This is a genomic window from Aquibium sp. ELW1220 (assembly GCF_030398385.1).
Lineage (GTDB): Bacteria > Pseudomonadota > Alphaproteobacteria > Rhizobiales > Rhizobiaceae > Aquibium.
The window spans coordinates 258051-277958 of the sequence record NZ_JAOAOQ010000001.1 but is presented as its reverse complement, the minus strand read 5'-3'; the positions used below and the strand labels follow the sequence as shown (position 1 = coordinate 277958).

Sequence of the window (19908 nt, the reverse complement as noted above, 5' to 3'; positions counted from 1 at the left end):
GCGCGGAGCGCGGAGCGGCTGTCCGGAATGACACGGCGGGTGGCGCGCCGGCCTCGATGCACGCCGTTCCGCAGTTCTTGTTCCCGCCGCGACATCCGCGGCGGTTGACCTTCGTCGATCCGGAGCCTAGTTTAGAATTCTTCTAAACAAGAGGCTTCCGCTCATGTTGTCGCGCGTCTTCGGCCTGTCCCGCCGGTCCTTCGATTCGCTGTCGGAACAGGAAATCCTGGCGCTGGCCATCTCCTCGGAGGAGGACGATTCCCGCATCTACCGCGCCTATGCCGACGGGCTGCACGAGGCGTTTCCGCGCTCGGCGAAGGTGTTCGAAGGCATGGCGGAGGAGGAGGACGGCCACCGTGCCGCGCTGATCGAGCTGCACCGCGCCCGTTTCGGCGAACGCATCCCGCTGATTCGGCGCGAACATGTGCGCGGCTTCTACCAGCGCAAGCCCGACTGGCTGGTGCGGCCGCTCGGCATCGAGCGGGTGCGCGGACAGGCCGAGGAGATGGAGCGGCAGGCAGAGCGGTTCTACCGCGAGGCGATGAAGCGCACCAGCGATGCCGGCACGCGCAAGCTGCTCGGCGACCTCGCGGCGGCGGAATCCGGCCATGGCGAACTGGCGCACGACCTCGAGGCCGAGCACGTGCCCGACAGCGCCAAGACCGAGGAGGTCTCGACCGAGCGGCGCCAGTTCATCCTGACCTACGTCCAGCCGGGGCTCGCCGGGCTGATGGACGGGTCGGTCTCGACGCTGGCGCCGATCTTCGCCGCCGCCTTCGCCACCGGCGACACCTGGCAGACCTTCCTCGTCGGCCTCTCCGCCTCGGTCGGTGCCGGCATCTCGATGGGCTTCACCGAGGCCGCGCATGACGACGGCAAACTGTCGGGCCGCGGCTCGCCGCTGAAGCGCGGGCTCGCCTCCGGCATCATGACGGCGGTCGGCGGGCTCGGCCATGCCCTGCCCTACCTGATCCCGCATTTCTGGACGGCGACGGCGATCGCGGCGGTGGTCGTCTTCGTCGAGCTCTGGGCCATCGCCTATATCCAGAACCGCTTCATGGAGACGCCCTTCCTGCGCGCGGCCCTGCAGGTCGTGCTGGGCGGCAGCCTCGTGCTCGCGGCCGGGGTGCTGATCGGCAACGCCTGACACGGCGACGCGAAAAGGCCGACCCGGCAGTGCCGGACCGGCCTTCCTTGGCCCAAACCGGGTCGTGCGACCCGGCCGGTGACCGCCTTATTCGGCGGCGGCTTTCCTGTTGACGCTGCTCTCGGCGAGCATCGTCAGCTTCTCGTCGGTGCGCCTCTCCTCGTCGAGGGTCTGCTGCAGCACGGCGGCGCAGTCCTCGCGGCCGAGCTGGCGCGCCCAGGCGACCAGCGTGCCGTAGCGCGTCATCTCGTAATGCTCGACGGCCTGCGCCGAGGCGATGAGGGCTGCGTCCAGCACCTCCTTGTCGGCGATCTCGCCGGCCACCTCGTTGGTCTCCTTGATGATGCCGTCGATCGCCGGGCAGTCCACCGCCTTCGGCTCGGCGCCATGCATCTTGAAGACGCGCTCCAGGCGCTGCACCTGGCCTTCGGTCTCGGCGAGGTGCTGCTTGAAGCCGGCCTTCAGCTCGGCGCTGGTCGCCTTGTCGATCATCTTCGGCAGCGCCTTCAGGATCTGCTTCTCGGCGTAGTAGATGTCCTGGAGCTGGTGGATGAACAGATCGTCCATCGTCTTGATGTCACGGGTGAAGAGTCCCATCGGAATCTCCCTTCCTGGTTGGTGTTGCGGACGGCAGGATGTCCCGCCGCGTCCCCGAACAACTCCGCCACCGGCCGCGTGTTCCTGCGAAAGCGTCTTTCCGGATCGTCTCCCGATCACGAAGAGTTACGCGGCCGACGCATCGCGGCCATGCTTCGACCGGCGGCGAAACGTTCCGCCGGGCGCACCGCGTAGGTTTGCCGGTCATCTTCGGTCGTTCCCGTCCCACGGCAGACGCCCGCATTCGCGATCCCGTTCCGCCCGGGTGAGACCGATGTCGTCCAGCATGCCGTCGTCGAGTTCGGCGAGCGCCTGCCGTTCGCGCCAGCGTTCGTGAACGCCGACGACGAACCGGACGAGCCGGCAGAGCCGCTTGCGGAAAACGGCGCGCGGCGGGGCGGTTCGGACGGCGGCATTCGTGGAGGGTGCGGACATGCGGCTATCTCGCGGTCGGAGGGAGGCAGGCGGGGCACAGCACCGGCTGCGGCGTCGATGGGCAGAGCATAGCGCTTGTGCAACCCGCATGGTTCGGTTAGCGTCGAACCATGCGTGACGGACCCGACATCGCCCGGATTGCCAGCCTGGTCGGCGATCCGGCCCGCGCCAGCATGCTCACCGCGCTGCTCGACGGCTGCGCGCTGACGGCAAGCGAACTGGCGCTGGAGGCCGGCGTCACGCTTCCGACGGCGAGCTCGCATCTGTCGCGGCTGACCGAGGGCGGACTGCTGAAACTCGCCGCGCAGGGGCGGCACCGCTATTTCAGCCTCGCAGGGACCCAGGTTGCCGCGATGCTCGAATCGATCATGGGCGTCGCCGCCTCCGTCGGCCCGCAACGCGCGCGGCCGGGTCCGCGCGAGGCGACGATGCGGCAGGCGCGCATCTGCTACGACCATCTGGCGGGCGAGCACGCCGTGGCCATGCTCGACGGTTTTCTCGCGCGCGGCATCCTCGTCGACGAAGCCGGCGCCATGCGCCTCGGCCCCGGCGGCCCAGGCTTCTTTTCCTGCGTCGGCATCGACGTCTCCGGCCTGTCCGCGCGGCGGCGGCCGGTCTGCCGCGCCTGCCTCGACTGGAGCGTGCGCCGCTCTCACCTCGCCGGCTCGCTCGGCGCGGCCATCCTCGACCACATCCTCGACCGGAAATGGGCCCGCCGCGACACCGCCAGCCGCGCCATCCGCTTCACGCCGCCCGGCCGGCTGGCCTTCGAAAAGGCGCTGCTGGCCTAGCAAAAGCGGAAGGAAATGCGGGGACAGTTTACTTAATTCGGATGGGATGCAGCACCATTTCCCGGTCTGCCTCGAGCCGAATTAAGTAAACTGTCCCCGCATTTCCTCGCCTGCCCGCGCCGGCGCCACGACACCCGCCCCCAACGAAATCAACCGCTTGGCAAAAATCTATCCACACCCTCCGACGCCGCGGCGACACTGTGCGCCTCGACAACGGAGGACGCGGGACATGGGCTGGAAGGAGGAGGTGCTGGAAGAGATCCTGGCGCTGCTCGTCCTGCTCGCAGGCCTCGCCGACCGCGCCGCCGGCCGGCCGCTCGCCATCGCGCTGCCCGTGCTCGCGGGTCTCGCGCATGCCGAGGCGGTGGCGCGGAACTACCTCGTCGGCCTGCCGTCCGGCGCACCCGCGCTGATCGCCTCGTCGCGGTCGGAAGACCGGGCAACCCGCCTCGCCGCCGATTTCCGCACGCTGGCGCGGATCCTGCGGGCCTATCTGGCGCGGGCGCGGCGCCGGGCGCGGCTTGCCACCCGCGACATCGCCCGGCAGGCCTGCTCGCCGATGGCCCGGTGCGGGCAATCCTGCGCCGTCGGCCGCCCGGCGGCGGCGCCGTGCGAACCCGACACGTCATAGCCGCCGGCCCCTTCGCGGCCGCTTCGTGCCGCGCCACAGACCCTGCCCACCGGCCGCCCCGCCGTGCCTCCCCGCAAACCTGCGGCCGGAGGGCGTCGGCGCGCGGCCGGTGTCGTTCGTCCTTCGAGGCTCGCCCGCCGCAATCGCGGCAGGTCGTGTCGCCCGTGCCGTTGGCGCGGGTCGGACGAGGCGCTATGGATCGGCGAGGCACGCCCGGCGGGCGGCATCCTGCCACCGAATCGTCCCGCATCCATCCGTACCCGAACCCACCCGGCATCCATGGCACCCGACCCGCAGACGGCCCCGCTCTTCCTCGGCATCGACACCGGCGGCACCTACACCGACGCGGTGCTGTGGTCGCAACAGGCGGGCGTGGTGGCCAAGGCGAAGGCGCTGACGACGCGCCACGATCTCGCCGAGGGGATTTCGGGCGCGGTCGACGCGGTGCTGGCGCAGGCAGCCGTCGATCCCGGCGCGATCAAGCTTGTCTCCATGTCGACGACGCTTGCCACCAATGCGCTGGTGGAGGGCCAGGGCGGCCGCGTGGCGCTGGTGATGATCGGCTTCAAGCCGGAGGATCTGGCGCGCGACGGGCTCTCGGCCGCACTTGGCGGCGACCCGCTGGTGCAGTGCCCCGGCGGCCACGACGTGCACGGCAACGCGGCGCGGCTCGACCTCTCGGACCTGGAGGCGCGGCTGCCGGCGCTGGCCGGCGAGGTGTCGGGCTTCGCCGTCGCCGCCTATTTCTCGACCCGCAATCCCGCCCACGAGATCGCCGCGCGCGAGATGATCCGCGCCCGCACCGGCCTGCCGGTGACGACGAGCCACGAGCTGTCGTCGAAGCTCGGCGGGCCGCGGCGGGCGCTGACGACGCTGCTCAACGCCCGCCTGATCTCGATGATCGACCGGCTGGTCGCGGCGACCGAGGGCTTCCTCGACCGTCGCGGCATCCGCGCGCCGCTGATGGTGGTGCGCGGCGACGGCGCGCTGGTCTCGGCCGCCTTCGCCCGGACGCGGCCGATCGAGACGATCCTGTCGGGTCCGGCCGCGAGCCTCGTCGGCGCGCGGCACATGACCGGGCTCGACGACGCGGTCGTCTCCGACATCGGCGGCACCACCACCGACGTCGCCGTGCTCGACCGGGGCAGGCCCCGGCTCGACCCCGAGGGCGCGACCGTCGGCGGCTATCGCACCATGGTGGAGGCGGTGGCGATGCGCACCTTCGGCCTCGGCGGCGATTCGGAAATTTCGCTGGAAGACGGCGGGCTCGAGCCGGCGCTGAAGCTCGGACCGCGCCGGCTGGTGCCCTTGGCGCTGGCGGGCGTGCGGCACGGGGCGAGCGTGCGCGACCATCTCGAGCGGCAGTTGCGGGCGCCGAATCCCGGCCGCATGGACGGCCGGTTCGCGCTCAGGACCGGCGTGCCCGCGCATCTGGAGGCGGGGCTGACGGCGCCCGAGGCGAAGCTGTTCGCAACGATCACCGCCGAGCCGCAGCCGCTCGACCGGCTGCTCACCTCCACAGCGCAGGTGGCGACGCTCAACCGTCTGGTGGCGCGCGGGCTCGTCCATGTCTGCGGCTTCACGCCGTCGGACGCCGCCCATGTGCTGGCGCTGCAGTCGAACTGGGATGCGGCGACCGCGCGCATGGGCGCCGAGCTCTTCGCGCGGCGGCGCGACGGGCGCGGCCAACCGATCGCCGCCTCGCCCGAGGCGATGGCGCAGCGCGTGCTGTCGGCGCTCACCCGGCGCTCGGCAGAGGTCATTTTGGAGACGGCCTTCGCCGAGGACGGGCTCGACGGGGCGGCAACCGTCGCCCATCCGCTGGTGCAGCGCGCGATGGACGCCAAGGGGGGCATCGCGGGGCTCGCGGTGACGCTCGACCGGCCGGTGGTCGGGCTCGGCGCCTCGGCTGCGCTGCACTATGCCGGCCTGCCGCCGCTGGTCGGCAACGGCTGCGTGCTGCCGGCCGACGCCGACGTCGCCAATGCGCTCGGCGCCGTGGTCGGCCAGGTGCGGGTGACGGCGGAAGCCCGCGTCAGCCAGCCGAAGGAAGGGCTGTTCCGGATGAGCGCCGGCGAGGCGATGCGCGACTTCCTCTCCGAGGAGGCGGCGATGGCCGCCGCCGAGGCCGAGATCGCGCAGCTGGCTGCCGAGCGGGCGCAAGCGGCCGGCGCGCAGGACGCGCAGGTGACGATCGAGCGCGAGGTCAAGGCGGCGACGGTGGAGGGCAGCCGCAGCTTCATCGAGGCGCTGCTCATCGCCACTGCCAGCGGGCGGCCGCGAGTCGCCGTCTGATTCAGTCCAGCGTCCGGCGGAAGCGGGCGAGCGCCAACCCGCCGAAGAAGACGACGAAGCCGGCGAGCCAGGCCACCTCCGGCGCGATCGCCGCGAAGTCGGCGCCCTTCAGCATGACGGCGCGGATCACGCGCAGGAAATGGGTGAGCGGCAGGATCTCGCCCAGCGCCTGTGCCCAGCCGGGCATGCCGCGATAGGGAAACATGAAGCCGGAGAGCAGGATAGACGGCAGGAAGAAGAAGAAGGTCAGCTGCATGGCCTGCATCTGGGTCCGCGCCACGGTGGAGATGGTGTAGCCGAGCAGCACCAGCGCCAGGACGAAGACGAGGATGGCGGCGAGCAGCATCGGCATCGAGCCGATGAAGGGTACGCCGAACAGGCCCTTCGCCGCGACCAGCACGACGGTGACCTGGACGGAGCCGACGACGAGGAAGGGCAGCACCTTGCCCAGCATGATCTCCACCGGGCTCGCCGGCATGGCGAGCAGGTTTTCCATGGTGCCGCGCTCGGTCTCGCGGGTGAGCGCCATCGAGGTCATCATCACCATGGTCATCTGCAGGATGACGCCGAGCAGGCCGGGCACGATGTTGTACTGCGAGATTCCTTCCGGGTTGTAGCGCCTGTGGACGATCACCTCGAGGTTCGCCTTCGCGCTCTCGGCCGCCTGGCGCTCCAGCCCGCGCTCGCGCAGCAGGGCGCGGCTTGCCAGCGTGGAGAGGGTGGAGATCGCGCCGGAGGAGGCGGAGGGGTCGGTGGCGTCGGCCTCGACCAGGATCTGCGGGCTTTCGCCACGGTCGACGCGGCGGGCGAGGTCGGCCGGGATGGCGACCACGAAGGAGACCTTGCCGCCCGCCATCAGCGCCTCCGCCTCGGCGGCGCTGCCCGCCACATGGTCGAAGCGGTAGTAGTCGGTCGTCTGCAGCGCCGAGACGATGGCACGGGTGTAGTGGTCGTTGCCGGTCGCCACCAGCGCCGCGGGCAGGCTCTTGGGATCGTTGTTGATGGCGTAGCCGAACAGCACGAGCTGCATCAGCGGCACGCCCAGCATCATGGCGAAGGTCAGCCGGTCGCGCCGCATCTGGATGAACTCCTTGATCAGCAGCGCGCCCAGCCGGCCGAAGGAGAAGACCGCGTTCATGTCATGTTGTCCTTCGAGCCGGCCATGAACTGGATGAAGACGTCCTCGAGGCTGGTCTCGCCGCGCGCGACGGTCACCGCATGCCGGGTCACCATGTCGTCGAGGGTGGCGCGCAGCGCCCCGGCGTCCCTGCCCACGACGTGGAGCATCGCCCCGAACGGCGCGACCTGCTCGACGCCCGGCCGGCCGCGCAGGGCTTCAGCCACGGCATGAAGATCGGGTCCGGAGACGAGGTAGGTGGTCAGGCCGGCATCGCGCACCACGTCGGCCACCGTGCCGGCGGCCAGCATCCGGCCATAGGAGATGTAGGCGATGCGGTGGCAGCGCTCGGCCTCGTCCATGTAATGGGTGGAAACGAGCACCGTGAGCCCGCCGCGCGCCAGCCGGTGGATCTCGTCCCAGAACTCGCGCCGGGCCTTCGGGTCGACGCCGGCCGTCGGCTCGTCGAGCAGCAGCAGCTTCGGCTGGTGCATGATGCAGGCGGCAAGCGCCAGCCGCTGCTTCCAGCCGCCCGACAGCGTGCCGGCGAGCTGGTCGCGGCGCGATGCGAGCCCCAGCTCGTCCAGCGTGCGGCCGACATGCCCGGCCACGGGCTTCAGGCCGTAGAGCCTGGCGACGAATTCGAGGTTCTCGGCGATCGTCAGGTCCTCGTAGAAGGAGAACTTCTGCGTCATGTAGCCGACCTGCCGCTTGATCCTCAGGCCCTCGGTGCGGATGTCGTGGCCGAGCACGCGGCCCTCGCCGGCATCGGGGGTGAGCAGGCCGCACATGATGCGGATGGTGGTGGTCTTGCCGGAGCCGTTGGGGCCGAGGAAGCCGACGATCTCGCCCTCGGCGACCGTCATCGAGACATGATCGACGACGGTCTTCGGGCCGAAGCGCTTGACCAGGCCGGAGACCTCGATGGCGTTCATGCGCTCCGCCTCCCCTCGCTCCGCGCCTAAGGCGCGAGCTCCACGTCGACGATCAGGCCGGGCTGGAGGCGGTCGGCGCCGTCCTCCGGGCGCGCCTCGACGAGGTAGACGAGCTTCTGGCGGGTCTCGAGCGAATAGATGACCGGCGGTGTGAATTCCGGGTCGGGCGAGACCCAGGAGACGCGCGCCGTCAGTCCCTCCGGGCAGCCGTCGCAGTGCACCGACAGGCGATTGCCCACCTTGACGGAAAAGAAGGCCGGCTCCGGCAGGTAGACCTTCAGCTTCACGGCGCCGTCGGGCAGCATGGCCACGACCGGCGCGGACGGGCCGGCAATGTCGCCGGGATTGCGGATGACGTCGGAGATGCGGCCGGGCGACGGCGCATGGATGACCCGTTGCGCCAGCCGCCAGCGCGCATTCTCCAGCGAGGCCTCCGCCTGGCTCGCCTGGCCCTCGGCCGCCCTGATCGCCTCGGGCCGCGCGGCGAGGCCGGCGACGGCGAGGTTGGCCTCGGCCTGGCCCAGCGCGGCCTCGGCCACCTCGGCGGCGGTGGAGGCCTCGTCGAGCTGCGCCTGCGTGGCGATGCCGCGGGCGAAGAGATCGCGGGCGCGGGCAAGGCCGCGGGCGGCTTCGGCGACCTCTGCGCGGGCGGAGCGCACGGCGGCTTCGAGCACGGCGACCTCTTCCGGGCGCTTGCCCAGCCGCAGGTCGGCCAGTTGCGCCTCAGCCTGCGCCAGCGCGGCTTCGGCCTGAGTGACGGCGATGGTCGTGTCGGCGTCTTCCAGCCGGGCGATCACCGTTCCAGCCTCGACCCGGTCTCCGCGCCGGATAGCCAAGCCCCTGACCTGCGCCACCTCGATCGGCGCCAGCATGACGTATTCGCCCTCGACATAGCCGACCGCCAGCGGCGCGGACGCGGCACAGGCGCCGAACAGCTGCGCGGCCAAGGGAAGGGCGCAGAACCATGGCATGACCGATCACTCCTCGCGGGCTGCCGCCACCATGGCGTCGATGTTGGCGCAGACGGTCGCGGCGATGGCCTTGCTCTCGGCCGCGCCGATGTCGGCCCAGCCCATCCGCCGCGTGACCGCCTCGCGCGCGATGCGGAAATACATCACCTGGCCGACGATGGTGAACACGGTGAGCATCGTCTGCCGGGATGCGGCCGGCTGGCCGGTGGCCTTCTCCCAGAGCAGGCAGAAGCGCTTGTGGTTGGGTTCGAAGACGCCGTCGTAGATCCGCTCCAGGGCAGTGGTGGGCTGGGACAGTTCGCGCAGCACGAACTGGACGAAGGGGACGGCCTGCGGGTTGCCGACGACGGTCATGACGAAGCGCTCGGCGACGGCATGCAGGATGCCGCGCGCCGTCTCCCGGTCCATCGGCCCCGCCAGCGCGCCGGCCGCCGGGCCGATCGCCTGCGCGGCGATGGCGCTCACCGCCTCGACAATGTGTTCGGCGCAGGCGGAGCGTAGCCCTTCCTTGCCGCCGAAATGATAGGCGATGGAGCCGATATTGGCCTTGGCGGCCGTCGCGATCTCGCGCGTCGAGGTGCCGTCGAAGCCCTTCTGGCCGAACAGCTTCAGCGCGGCCTGGATCAGGGCGAGGCGCGTCTGATCGGCCCCGCTGGTGTCGCGGCTGGTATCGGGAGCGGCGGTGGAAGTGGTCATCTTCATGATTTAATCATTCGTTTGATTATCGTCAATACGGGCGAGACGGGGTCGGGGCCCGAACGTGAGGCAACGCTCCAGTCCGCGCCGCGATCCCGCATCCGGTCGACCGCGGCCGAAGCAGCAGCCGCCTTCAGACCGCGCGACGGTTCCGGAACAGCGATTCGGAGATGAAAAGATGCACCGTCGCGAGCAGAACGGCGAGCATTCCCGCGATTCCAAGCCAGTCGAGGCCGAAATTCTCGGCGACGACGCCGCCGATGGCCGAGCCCAGCGAGGCGCCGATATAGATGCAGGCGGCGTTGAGGGACAGCACCACTGCCTGGCGCTGCGGCGCCTGGCGCATGAGGCGGGTCTGCTGCGGCACCAGGAAGGACCAGCCGAACATGGCCCAGAGGAAGGTGACGAGCAGCAGCACGGGCAGCGGAACCGGCAGGAAGGAAAAGACCGGCATCAGGACGACCTGCACGGCCAGGACACCGTAGATGGTCCCGAGGGGGCCGAAGCGATCCGTCCAGATGCCGGCCGCCCAGCTTCCCGCCACCGCGCCGGCGCCGTAGGCCAGCAGGACGAGCGCGACGCCGTCGCGCCCGAAACCCATCCGCGCTTCGAGCAGCGGGGTGATGAAGGTGTAGACGAAGTAGGGCGCGGAGATGATCGTGGCCGTCACGAGGATCGACATCAGGCTGCGCCAGTCGGCCAGCGCCTCGACCAGCGTGCGCAGGGAGTTGGGCTGGAACGCCACGCGGCGCGGGACGGTGCGCAGCACCAGCACCAGGGTAGCGACGCTCAGCACCAGGACGATGGCAAAGGCGGCGCGCCAGCCGAATGTGTAGCCGACGAAGCTGCCGAGCGGAATCCCCAGCGCCTGGGAGAGCGTCATGCCGAGGAAGACGCGGGCGAGCGCCCTGCCCCGCGCTTCGGGTGCGCTGGCCGAGAAGGCCACGCTTGCCGCCACGGGCGTGAACAGGCCGCCGCCGACGGCGGCGAGGATGCGCGCCGCGTAAAGCGCCGGCCCGTTCCAGGCGACGACCGCCAGCAGCGAGGCGAGGGCAAAGACGGCGAGCCCGACCGCGAGCACGGTGCGGCGGCCGAGGCGGCCGCTCGCGGCGACCAGCAGGGGCGACAGCACGGCATAGGCTACGGCGTAGATGGTCATGATCAGGCCGGCGCCGGTCTTCGAGAGACCGAGGTCGGCAGCGAGCGGCGACAGGACGCCGATGACGACGAAGGCACCCATGCCGATGGCGAAGTTGCCGGCGGCGAGCGTGGCGATCATCAGCCCGTGTCCCGGAGTAGCGGGCGGCGTCGATGGCGCGATGGCCGTCAAGCCGATGCCCCGGGGGCGAAGATGCTCGATTCGAGGGCGCTGCCTTGCATGCCTTCCTGTTCCATTGCCGGCGCGACGATGCCGGATCCCGGTCTCCACCCTAGGCTTCCTGCTCGCCCGGGCAAGGCGGCAGTCGCGCGGAACGGCAAGTGCGCCAAGCGAAGGCCGCCGCTGGGCCAGTCGCAAGCCGGCGGCGCTGCTCGGCCGAACCGGCGGAAAGGGGCTTGCGCGAAGCCCCCGCAGCACCGAAGACCGTTTCTCCAGCAAGCCGCGCGCCTCGACCGGGAGACCGACACGCCGATGAGACGTTTTCCGCCGCAACGCATCGTCTGCCTGACCGAGGAGACGGTCGAGACGCTCTACCTGCTCGGCGAGGAAGACCGCATCGTCGGCGTGTCCGGCTATGCGGTGCGACCGGCGCGGGTGCGCCGCGAGAAGCCGCGGGTCTCCGCCTTCACCTCGGCCGACATGCCGAAGATCCTCGCGCTCGAGCCGGACCTGGTGTTCACCTTTTCGGATCTGCAGGCCGACATCGCGGCCGCGCTGATCCGCGAGGGGATCGCGGTGCACGCCTTCAACCAGCGCGACGTCGCGGGCATCCTGGCCATGATCCGCACCGTGGGGGCGCTCGTCGGCGCGGCGGAGAAGGCCAAAGCGCTGGCGCGCGGCTATGAGGGACGGCTGGCAGCGATCACCAAGGCAGGCGCCGGTCGCGCCCGGCCGCGCGTCTTCTTCGAGGAATGGGACGAGCCGCTGATCAGCGGCATCGGCTGGGTGTCGGAACTGGTCTCGATCGCCGGCGGCGACGACGTGTTCGCCGGCCTGGCCCGGGAGAAGGCGGCGAAGGACCGCATCGTTGCGCCGCAGCGGGTGATCGAGGCGGCACCCGACGTGATCCTCGCCTCCTGGTGCGGCAAGAAGGTGCGGCCGGAGAAGATCGCGGCGCGGCCGGGCTGGGAGACGATTCCGGCCGTGCGCGACGGGCGCATCGTCGAGATCAAGTCGCCGCTGATCCTGCAGCCGGGTCCCGCCGCCCTGACCGACGGTCTCGACGCGATCCTGGCGGCGCTGCGGGGCTGAGCGTGGCGGCGCGAGGGCAGGAATGCGGGGACGGTTAACTCAATTCGGCTGGCGCAAGCCTTGAGAACGGTAAGGCGAAGGACCCGAGTCAAGTAAACCGTCCCCGTGTTTTTTGCATTGCAGCGAAGCGCGGAACGCGCAAACTAGCAGGGCATGGACCCCGCCGCCCTCCGCATCCTGATCATCGACGAGAACCGCATTCGCGCCGCGGTGATCGAGGAAGGCCTGCGCGAGGCCGGACATTCGGCCGTGACGCTGGTGCACGACGTGAGCGGGATCGCGCGGCGGATCACCGAGGTGAACCCGGACGTCATCGTCATCGATCTCGAAAATCCCAACCGCGACATGTTGGAGAACATGTTCCAGCTGTCGCGCGCGGTGAAGCGGCCGATCGCCATGTTCGTCGACCGCGCCGACACCGCCTCGATCGAGGCCGCGGTCGATGCGGGCGTCTCGGCCTATATCGTCGACGGGCTGCGCAAGGAGCGCGTCAAGCCGATCCTGCAGATGGCGATCAGCCGGTTCAACGCCTTTTCGCGCATGGCGCGGGAACTGGAGGAGGCGCGCGGCGAGCTCGAGGGCCGCAAGCTCGTCGAGAGGGCCAAGGGCATCCTGATGAAGTCGCGCGGCATGAGCGAGGAGGACGCCTACGCATTGCTGCGCAAGACGGCCATGAACCAGAACCGCAAGCTCGCCGACGTGGCGCAGAGCCTCGTGACGGCCGCCGACCTGCTCGGGCCAGGAGGCCCATGACGATGAAAGAGCACCAGATCGACGCCGGCTTCATGCCGCTCTTCGACTGCGCGATCCTGATCGTGGCGCGCGAACTGGGGTTTGCCGAACGCGAGGGCGTCGATCTGAGGCTGTTTCGCGAGACCTCGTGGGCCAACATCCGCGACCGCATCGCGATCGGCCATTTCGACCTGGCGCACATGCTGGGGCCGATGCCGCTCGCCTGCAATCTCGGCCTGACGCCGCTGGCGTCGGACACGATCGTGCCGTTCTCCTTCGGACTCGGCGGCAACTGCGTGACGGTGTCGAACATGGTCTGGGAGGGCATGGCCGAGCACGGCGCGCTGCCCGATCTCGACCCGACGCGCAACGGCCGCGCGCTGCGCGCCTCTCTTCGGGCGCGCGAGGCGGCGGGCGCCCCGATGCTGCGCTTCGCTGTGACCCACCCGCATTCGGGGCACAATTACGAACTGCGCTACTGGCTCGCCGGCTGCGGCATCGATCCGGCGCAGGAGATCGAGATCGTCATCGTGCCCCCGCCCTTCATGGCCGACGCGCTCGCGGCCGGGCGCATCGACGGCTATTGCGTCGGCGAGCCGTGGAACAGCGTCTCGGTGGTGGCCGGCACCGGCCACGTCGCGACGGTGAAGGCGGCGATCTGGCGCAACAGCCCCGAGAAGGTGCTGGGCGTGCGGGCGGCCTGGGCGAAGGACCATCCCGAAGCCCTGGCGGCGCTGCTGCGTGCCATGCATCACGCCGCGCGCTGGTGTCAGGACGCGATGAACCACCCCGCGCTCACCGAACTGATGGCGCAGCCGGCCTATCTGGGTCAGCCGGCGGACATCCAGATGCGGGCGCTGACCGGCCGGCTCGATCCCGGCTCTGGGACGATCCGCCAGGTCGAGGATTTCTACCTGCCGTTCGACAAGGCGGCCAACTTCCCCTGGAAGAGCCATTCGCTCTGGTTCTACACCCAGATGGTGCGCTGGGGGGACGTCGCGCACACGCCGGCCAACGTGGCGATCGCGCTCGACTGCTACCGGCCCGACCTCTACCGCAGCGCCCTGAAGCCGCTCGGCGTGGCGCTCCCGGGAGCGAACTCCAAGGTGGAGGGCGCGCTGACGGCGGCCACGCCGGTCGGTTCGGCGGGCGCCAGCCTCGTGCTCGGACCGGACGGCTTCTTCGACGGCCGGATCTTCGATCCGCACGCGCTGGACGCCTATGTGGAGGCGCAGGCGGGCGTCTGAGGGCGACTGCGGGAGCGGCGGACGGTTTGTGCATTGCACAAGATTTAAGCTGCACACTGCTCAGCATTTGACGTCCGCGCTGCTCCCGCCGCACCGGCCCTGACCCGCGGGCGCGTTCGCAAACAGCAATAACAGCAGCTTACCGACCGCCCGCCAGACTGGCACGGTTCCTGCTTTTAATGTTCGAGGCCATTCGTGGCCAACCATATCGGCGTCCAAGGACGGGCGCCCCAGGCAAAGCTGCCGATCAGGAATACCGCTGTCCCGGATGGACGGACGCGGTGGACCGGATCGGCAGTTTTTTTTTGGCCAACCGACGGCACAGGTCGTCACCACTGGAGACGAAGATGAGCGAAAAGTCCGATCCGACCACGATCCTCCCGGCAACGCGCCGCGGCTTCATCAAGGGTATAGCCGCCACGACCGCGCTGCTCGGCGCGGCAAAGGCACTCCTGCCTTACGGCGCCCATGCCGCACCCGCCACGCCGGAAGTGACGGGCGCCAAGCTCGGCTACATCGCGCTCACCGATGCCGGCCCGCTGTTCGTGGCCAAGGAGAAGGGCTTCTTCGCCAAGCACGGCATGCCGGACGTCGAGGTTCTCAAGCAGTCGTCGTGGGGCACGACGCGCGACAATCTCGTGCTCGGCGCGGCCGGCAACGGCATCGACGGGGCGCATATCCTGACGCCGATGCCCTACCTGATCTCGTCGGGCGCGATGACCCAGAACAACCAGCCGACGCCGATGATGATCCTCGCCCGGCTCAACGTGGCGGGCCAGTGCATCTCGGTCGGCCAGGAATATGCCGACCTGAAGCTCGGCACCGACGCCGCACCGTTCAAGGCGGCGCTGGCTGCCAAGAAGGCGTCGGGCAAGGAGGTGAAGGCCGCAATGACCTTCCCGGGCGGCACGCATGATTTGTGGATCCGCTACTGGCTGGCGGCGGGCGGCATCGACCCGAACTCGGACATCTCCACCATCGTGGTTCCGCCGGCGCAGATGGTCGCCAACATGAAGGTCGGCACGATGGACTGCTTCTGCGTCTGCGAGCCGTGGAACGAGCAGCTGAAGAACCAGCAGATCGGCTACACCGCGCTGACCACCGGCGAGCTCTGGGACAAGCACCCCGAGAAGGCCTTCGCCATGCGCGCCGACTTCGTCGAGGCCTATCCCAACGCCACCAAGGCGCTGCTGATGGCGGTGATGGAAGCCCAGCAATGGTGCGAGGACATGGCCAACAAGGAGGAGCTCGCCAAGATCTGCGCCAAGCGCAACTGGATCAACGCGCCCTTCAGCGACGTCGTCGAGCGGATGAAGGGCAATTTCGACTACGGCAACGGCAAGGTGGTCGAGAACAGCCCCTTCATCATGCACTACTGGGCGCACCACGCCTCCTACCCGTTCCGCAGCCACGACCTGTGGTTCCTGACCGAGGACATCCGCTGGGGCTACCTGCCCGAGACCACGGACACGAAGGCGCTGATCGACCAGGTGAACCGCGAGGACCTGTGGCGGGCCGCGGCGGCCGAACTGGGCGTCACCGACATTCCGACCTCCACCTCGCGAGGCCCGGAGACCTTCTTCGACGGCAAGGTCTTCGATCCCGAAAACCCCTCCGCCTATCTCGAGAGCCTGACGATCAAGCGCATGGTGTGAGCCGGACGCCGCCGTCCCGCCGAACGGCGCGGCGGACGGCGGCGCCTCGCCCATCCATCGGACAGAAAGGAACGACGACATGACAGCCACGGCGGCAAAGAAGCTCCAGCCCGCGACGACACCGGCCCGGCCGGCCGCGACGATCCTCACGCTCCCCGTCCAGACGCGGCCCGGCACCGGAAGGCTGGCCGACATGGCGCGCGGCGCCGGCGCCAACCTGCTGCCGCCGCTGGTCGTGCTGGTGATGCTGATCGGGCTGTGGGAGGTGTTGTGCTCCAGCCCGACCTCCTCGCTGCCGCCGCCTTCGCAGGTGGTGACGGACACGTGGGAGCTGATCATCCACCCGTTCTACGACAATGGCGGCAACGACAAGGGCATGGGCTGGCAATTGCTGGCGAGCCTGCAGCGCGTGGCGCTGGGCTACCTGCTGGCGGCGGTGGCCGGGATCGGCCTCGGCGTGCTGGTGGGCCAGTCGAGCCTGGCGATGCGCGGCCTCGACCCGATCTTCCAGGTGCTGCGCACCGTGCCGCCGCTGGCCTGGCTGCCGCTGTCGCTGGCGGCCTTCCGCGATGGCGAACCCTCGGCGATCTTCGTCATCTTCATCACCGCCATCTGGCCGATCATCATCAACACGGCGGTCGGCATCCGCAACATCCCGTCGGACTATCGCAACGTCGCGCGGGTGCTCAGGCTCAACGGCTTCGAGTATTTCGCCAAGATCATGCTGCCGGCCGCCGCGCCCTACATCTTCACGGGGCTTCGGATCGGCATCGGCCTGTCCTGGCTGGCGATCGTGGCGGCCGAGATGCTGATCGGCGGCGTCGGCATCGGCTTCTTCATCTGGGACGCGTGGAACTCGTCCCTCATCAGCGACATCATCCTGGCCCTCATCTATGTGGGCATCGTCGGCTTCGTGCTCGACAGGATCGTCGCCTTCATCGGCAACCGCGTCACCCGCGGCACCGCGGCATCCTGAGGAGCGGACAATGGCGAACCACTATCTCTCCATCGAAGGCATCGGCAAGACCTTCACCCGCGACCGCGCCGCCACCGAGGTGCTGCGCGACGTGACGCTGGGCGTCGAGAAGGGCGAGTACATCTCCATCATCGGCCATTCGGGCTGCGGAAAGTCGACGCTGCTCAACATCGTCGCCGGGCTCACGCCCTCGACGGTCGGCGCGGTGCTGCTCGACGGCAAGGCGGTCGACGAACCCGGTCCCGACCGGGCGGTGGTGTTCCAGAACCATTCGCTGCTGCCCTGGCTCACGGTGTACGAGAACGTCGCGCTGGCGGTGGACAAGGTGTTCGGTGCCACGAAGTCGGCTGCCGAACGGGCCGAGTGGACCAAGTACAATCTCGACCTCGTCCACATGGGACACGCGCGCGACAAGCGGCCGTCGGAGATCTCGGGCGGCATGAAGCAGCGCGTCGGCATTGCGCGGGCGCTGTCGATGGAGCCCAAGGTGCTGCTGCTCGACGAGCCGTTCGGCGCGCTCGACGCGCTGACGCGCGCCCATCTGCAGGACCAGGTGATGCAGATCCACGCCACGCTCGGCAACACGGTGCTGATGATCACGCACGATGTCGACGAGGCGGTGCTTCTGTCCGACCGCATCGTGATGATGACCAACGGGCCGGCCGCGCGGATCGGCGAGGTGCTGGACGTGCCGCTGGAGCGCCCGCGCAACCGGATCGCACTCGCCTCGGACCGCACCTACCTGCGCAGTCGGGAGGCGGTGCTGAAGTTCCTCTACGAGCGCCATCGCTTCGTGGAAGCGGCGGAGTGAGCGCCATGGCCGAAAAACTTGTCATCATCGGCAACGGCATGGCCCCCGGGCGGATGCTCGAGCATCTGCTGGAGGCGGCACCCGGCCGGTATGACATCACGATCTTCAACGCCGAGCCGCGCGTCAACTACGACCGCATCATGCTGTCGCCGGTGCTGTCGGGCGAGAAGAGCTTCGAGGAGATCGTGATCCATGGCGACGGCTGGTACGTCGCCAACGGCATCACGCTCTACAAGGGCCACAGGATCGTTTCGATCGATCGCGAGGAGAAGACCGTCACGTCGAACCATGGCGTGACGGAGCGCTACGACAGGCTCGTCGTCGCCACCGGATCGGTGCCCTTCATCATCCCCGTGCCCGGCAAGGACCTGCCTGGCGTGCTGAGCTACCGCGACCTCGACGACGTCGACGCCATGCTCGTGGCGGCGCAGTCGGGGCAGAAGGCAGTGGTGATCGGCGGCGGGCTGCTCGGCCTCGAAGCCGCAGCCGGTTTGAAGCAGCAAGGCATGGAGGTGACCGTGCTGCACGTCATGCCGACGCTGATGGAGCGGCAGCTCGATCCCGCCGCCGGCTATCTGCTGCAGAGAGCGGTCGAGGCGCGCGGCATCCAGGTCCGGACGAAGGCCAACACCAGGCGGATCGTCGGCGAGAAAAGGGTCGAGGGCGTCGAGCTCGACGACGGCACCGTGATCCCGGCGACGCTGGTGGTCATGGCGGTCGGCATCCGCCCCAACGTCGCGCTGGCGAAGGAGGCGGGGCTGGCGGTCAATCGCGGCATCGTCACCGACGACCGCATGATCACGTCCGATCCCGACATCCTGGCCGTCGGCGAATGCGCCGAGGTGGGCGGCATGGTCTACGGCCTGGTCGCACCGCTGTACCAGATGGCCAGGGTGGCCGCGGCCGTGCTGGCCGGAGGCGGCGACGAACGCTTCGTCCATGCGGACACGCCGACCAAGCTGAAGGTGACCGGCATCGACCTCTATTCGCTGGGCGACTTCGCCGACGGCGACGACCGCGAGGAGATCGTGCTGCGCGACGCGTCGGCGGGCGTCTACAAGCGGCTGGTGCTGAAGGGCGGCCGGATCATCGGCACGGTGCTGTTCGGCGAGACCGCCGACGGCGCCTGGTTCGCCGACCTGCAGAAGAAGCAGGCCGACATCTCTGCCATGCGCGACACGCTGATCTTCGGCCAGGCCTACCAGGGAGGCGCCTCCGCGGACCCTCTGGCGGCCGTTGCATCGCTGGCGGATGACGCCGAAATCTGCGGCTGCAACGGCATCTGCAAGGGCAAGATCGTCTCGACCATCACCGCCAAGGGCCTGACGACGCTCGACGGCGTTCGCGCCCACACCAAGGCGTCGGCCTCGTGCGGCACCTGCACGGGGCTGGTCGAGAAGCTGATGACGCTGACCATCGGCGAAAGCTACAATCCCGCGGCGATCCAGCCGATGTGCACCTGCACCGACCTCGGCCACGACGAGGTGCGCCGGCTGATCAAGGCGAAGTCGCTGAAGACCATTCCCGCCGTCATGCAGGAGCTGGAGTGGAAGACGTCCTGCGGCTGCTCGAAATGCCGGCCGGCGCTCAACTACTATCTCGTCGCCGACTGGCCGGACGAATATGCCGACGACTACCAGTCGCGCTTCGTCAACGAGCGCGTCCACGCCAACATCCAGCGGGACGGCACCTATTCGGTGGTCCCGCGCATGTGGGGCGGGATGACCAATGCCAGGGAACTGCGCGCCATCGCCGATGTGGTCGACAAGTTCGCCATCCCCGCCGTCAAGGTGACCGGCGGGCAGCGAATCGACATGCTCGGGATCAAGAAGGAGGACCTGCCGGCCGTCTGGGCCGACCTCGGCAAGGCCGGCTTCGTTTCGGGCCATGCCTATGCCAAGGGCCTGCGGACGGTGAAGACCTGCGTGGGGACCGACTGGTGCCGGTTCGGGACGCAGGATTCGACCGGGCTCGGCATCCGCATCGAGAAGTTCATGTGGGGATCGTGGACGCCGGCGAAGGTGAAGATGGGCGTCTCGGGCTGCCCGCGCAACTGCGCGGAGGCGACCTGCAAGGACGTCGGCGTGATCTGCGTGGACTCCGGTTACGAGATCCATTTCGCGGGCGCCGCCGGCCTCGACATCAAGGGCACCGAGGTTCTCGGCCTGGTGAAGACCGAGGACGAGGCGCTGGAGGTGATCGTGGCGCTGACGCAGATGTATCGCGAGCAGGCGCGCTACCTCGAGCGCATCTACAAGTGGGCCAGGCGCATCGGCGTGGCCGAGATCAAGCGGCAGGTGCTCGACGATCTCGAACGCCGCAAGGCCTATTTCGACCGCTTCGTGTTCAGCCAGACATTCGCACAGGTGGACCCGTGGTCGGAGCGGGTGTCGGGAAAGGACAAGCACGAGTTCCGCCCGATGGCGGCGATCGGCGTGGTGAAGGAGGCCGCGGAATGACGC

The 19908-nt window shown here is 69.3% G+C and carries 18 protein-coding genes; 11 read left to right on the top strand and 7 right to left on the bottom strand.

From position 1 onward, the window contains the following. The first annotated feature begins 163 nt into the window (after window positions 1-163). Window positions 164-1147 (top strand): iron exporter MbfA, encoded by a 984-nt coding sequence (mbfA, locus tag N1F91_RS01355; RefSeq protein WP_289989555.1) that lies wholly within the window; start codon window positions 164-166, stop codon window positions 1145-1147. A gap of 87 nt (window positions 1148-1234) precedes the next feature. Here the strand turns inward: mbfA and N1F91_RS01350 are convergent, their stop codons facing one another. Together N1F91_RS01350 and N1F91_RS01345 are read right to left on the bottom strand one after the other, a co-directional pair. Continuing rightward, window positions 1235-1744 (bottom strand): ferritin-like domain-containing protein, encoded by a 510-nt coding sequence (locus tag N1F91_RS01350; RefSeq protein ID WP_289989553.1) that lies wholly within the window; start codon window positions 1742-1744, stop codon window positions 1235-1237. Between the two features lie 204 nt (window positions 1745-1948). Beyond that, a complete protein-coding gene (locus N1F91_RS01345) occupies window positions 1949-2179 on the bottom strand; it encodes a DUF1127 domain-containing protein (protein ID WP_289989551.1) in 231 nt (76 codons plus the stop codon). 110 nt (window positions 2180-2289) lie between these two features. Here N1F91_RS01345 and N1F91_RS01340 point away from each other — a divergent pair, with 110 nt between their 5' ends. The 3 genes from N1F91_RS01340 (at window position 2290) to N1F91_RS01330 (ending at window position 5896) form a co-directional block, all read left to right on the top strand. Then, the gene (locus N1F91_RS01340; RefSeq protein WP_289989549.1) at window positions 2290-2970 is read left to right on the top strand and encodes a helix-turn-helix transcriptional regulator; all 681 of its coding nucleotides are present in this window, start codon (window positions 2290-2292) and stop codon (window positions 2968-2970) included. A 229-nt stretch (window positions 2971-3199) separates the two neighbouring features. After that, a complete protein-coding gene (locus tag N1F91_RS01335) occupies window positions 3200-3601 on the top strand; it encodes a hypothetical protein (RefSeq protein ID WP_289989547.1) in 402 nt (133 codons plus the stop codon). Between the two features lie 279 nt (window positions 3602-3880). After that, complete coding sequence (locus N1F91_RS01330) at window positions 3881-5896, top strand: hydantoinase/oxoprolinase family protein (RefSeq protein ID WP_289989545.1); 2016 nt, start codon at window positions 3881-3883, stop codon at window positions 5894-5896. 1 nt (window position 5897) lies between these two features. Here the strand turns inward: N1F91_RS01330 and N1F91_RS01325 are convergent, their stop codons facing one another. The 5 genes from N1F91_RS01325 to N1F91_RS01305 all read right to left on the bottom strand — a co-directional run bounded on the left by N1F91_RS01325 (window position 5898) and on the right by N1F91_RS01305 (window position 10894). Further along, window positions 5898-7034, bottom strand: a complete 1137-nt coding sequence (locus tag N1F91_RS01325; protein WP_289989543.1) for an ABC transporter permease — start codon at window positions 7032-7034, stop codon at window positions 5898-5900. After that, on the bottom strand, window positions 7031-7948 hold the full coding sequence (locus tag N1F91_RS01320; protein ID WP_289989541.1) for an ABC transporter ATP-binding protein: 918 nt from the start codon (window positions 7946-7948) through the stop codon (window positions 7031-7033). The genes N1F91_RS01325 and N1F91_RS01320 overlap by 4 nt, the downstream gene beginning before the upstream one ends. A 26-nt stretch (window positions 7949-7974) precedes the next feature. Further along, on the bottom strand, window positions 7975-8919 hold the full coding sequence (locus tag N1F91_RS01315) for an HlyD family efflux transporter periplasmic adaptor subunit (protein ID WP_289989540.1): 945 nt from the start codon (window positions 8917-8919) through the stop codon (window positions 7975-7977). A gap of 6 nt (window positions 8920-8925) precedes the next feature. Next, the gene (locus N1F91_RS01310; protein ID WP_289989758.1) at window positions 8926-9615 is read right to left on the bottom strand and encodes a CerR family C-terminal domain-containing protein; all 690 of its coding nucleotides are present in this window, start codon (window positions 9613-9615) and stop codon (window positions 8926-8928) included. Window positions 9616-9748: 133 nt separating this feature from the next. Further along, window positions 9749-10894, bottom strand: coding sequence for an MFS transporter (locus tag N1F91_RS01305; protein ID WP_289989538.1), 1146 nt, complete (start codon window positions 10892-10894; stop codon window positions 9749-9751). A gap of 351 nt (window positions 10895-11245) precedes the next feature. On the opposite strand from N1F91_RS01305, the gene N1F91_RS01300 reads away from it, so the two are divergent. The 7 genes from N1F91_RS01300 (at window position 11246) to nirB (ending at window position 19905) form a co-directional block, all read left to right on the top strand. Then, entirely contained in the window at window positions 11246-12025 is a 780-nt protein-coding gene (locus tag N1F91_RS01300) for a cobalamin-binding protein (protein ID WP_289989536.1), read from the top strand. Between the two features lie 153 nt (window positions 12026-12178). Beyond that, window positions 12179-12778, top strand: coding sequence for an ANTAR domain-containing response regulator (locus N1F91_RS01295; protein WP_289989533.1), 600 nt, complete (start codon window positions 12179-12181; stop codon window positions 12776-12778). Continuing rightward, the gene (locus tag N1F91_RS01290) at window positions 12775-14004 is read left to right on the top strand and encodes a CmpA/NrtA family ABC transporter substrate-binding protein (protein WP_289989531.1); all 1230 of its coding nucleotides are present in this window, start codon (window positions 12775-12777) and stop codon (window positions 14002-14004) included. Before N1F91_RS01295 ends, N1F91_RS01290 begins: the two co-directional genes overlap by 4 nt. A gap of 347 nt (window positions 14005-14351) precedes the next feature. Then, window positions 14352-15659 (top strand): CmpA/NrtA family ABC transporter substrate-binding protein, encoded by a 1308-nt coding sequence (locus tag N1F91_RS01285; RefSeq protein ID WP_289989529.1) that lies wholly within the window; start codon window positions 14352-14354, stop codon window positions 15657-15659. A gap of 79 nt (window positions 15660-15738) precedes the next feature. Then, window positions 15739-16635: a nitrate ABC transporter permease gene (gene ntrB / locus N1F91_RS01280; RefSeq protein ID WP_289989527.1), complete on the top strand. Its 897-nt coding sequence runs from the start codon at window positions 15739-15741 to the stop codon at window positions 16633-16635. A 10-nt stretch (window positions 16636-16645) separates the two neighbouring features. Next, the gene (locus N1F91_RS01275) at window positions 16646-17446 is read left to right on the top strand and encodes an ABC transporter ATP-binding protein (RefSeq protein WP_289989526.1); all 801 of its coding nucleotides are present in this window, start codon (window positions 16646-16648) and stop codon (window positions 17444-17446) included. A gap of 5 nt (window positions 17447-17451) precedes the next feature. After that, window positions 17452-19905, top strand: coding sequence for a nitrite reductase large subunit NirB (gene nirB / locus N1F91_RS01270; protein ID WP_289989524.1), 2454 nt, complete (start codon window positions 17452-17454; stop codon window positions 19903-19905). Window positions 19906-19908 lie beyond the last annotated feature (3 nt).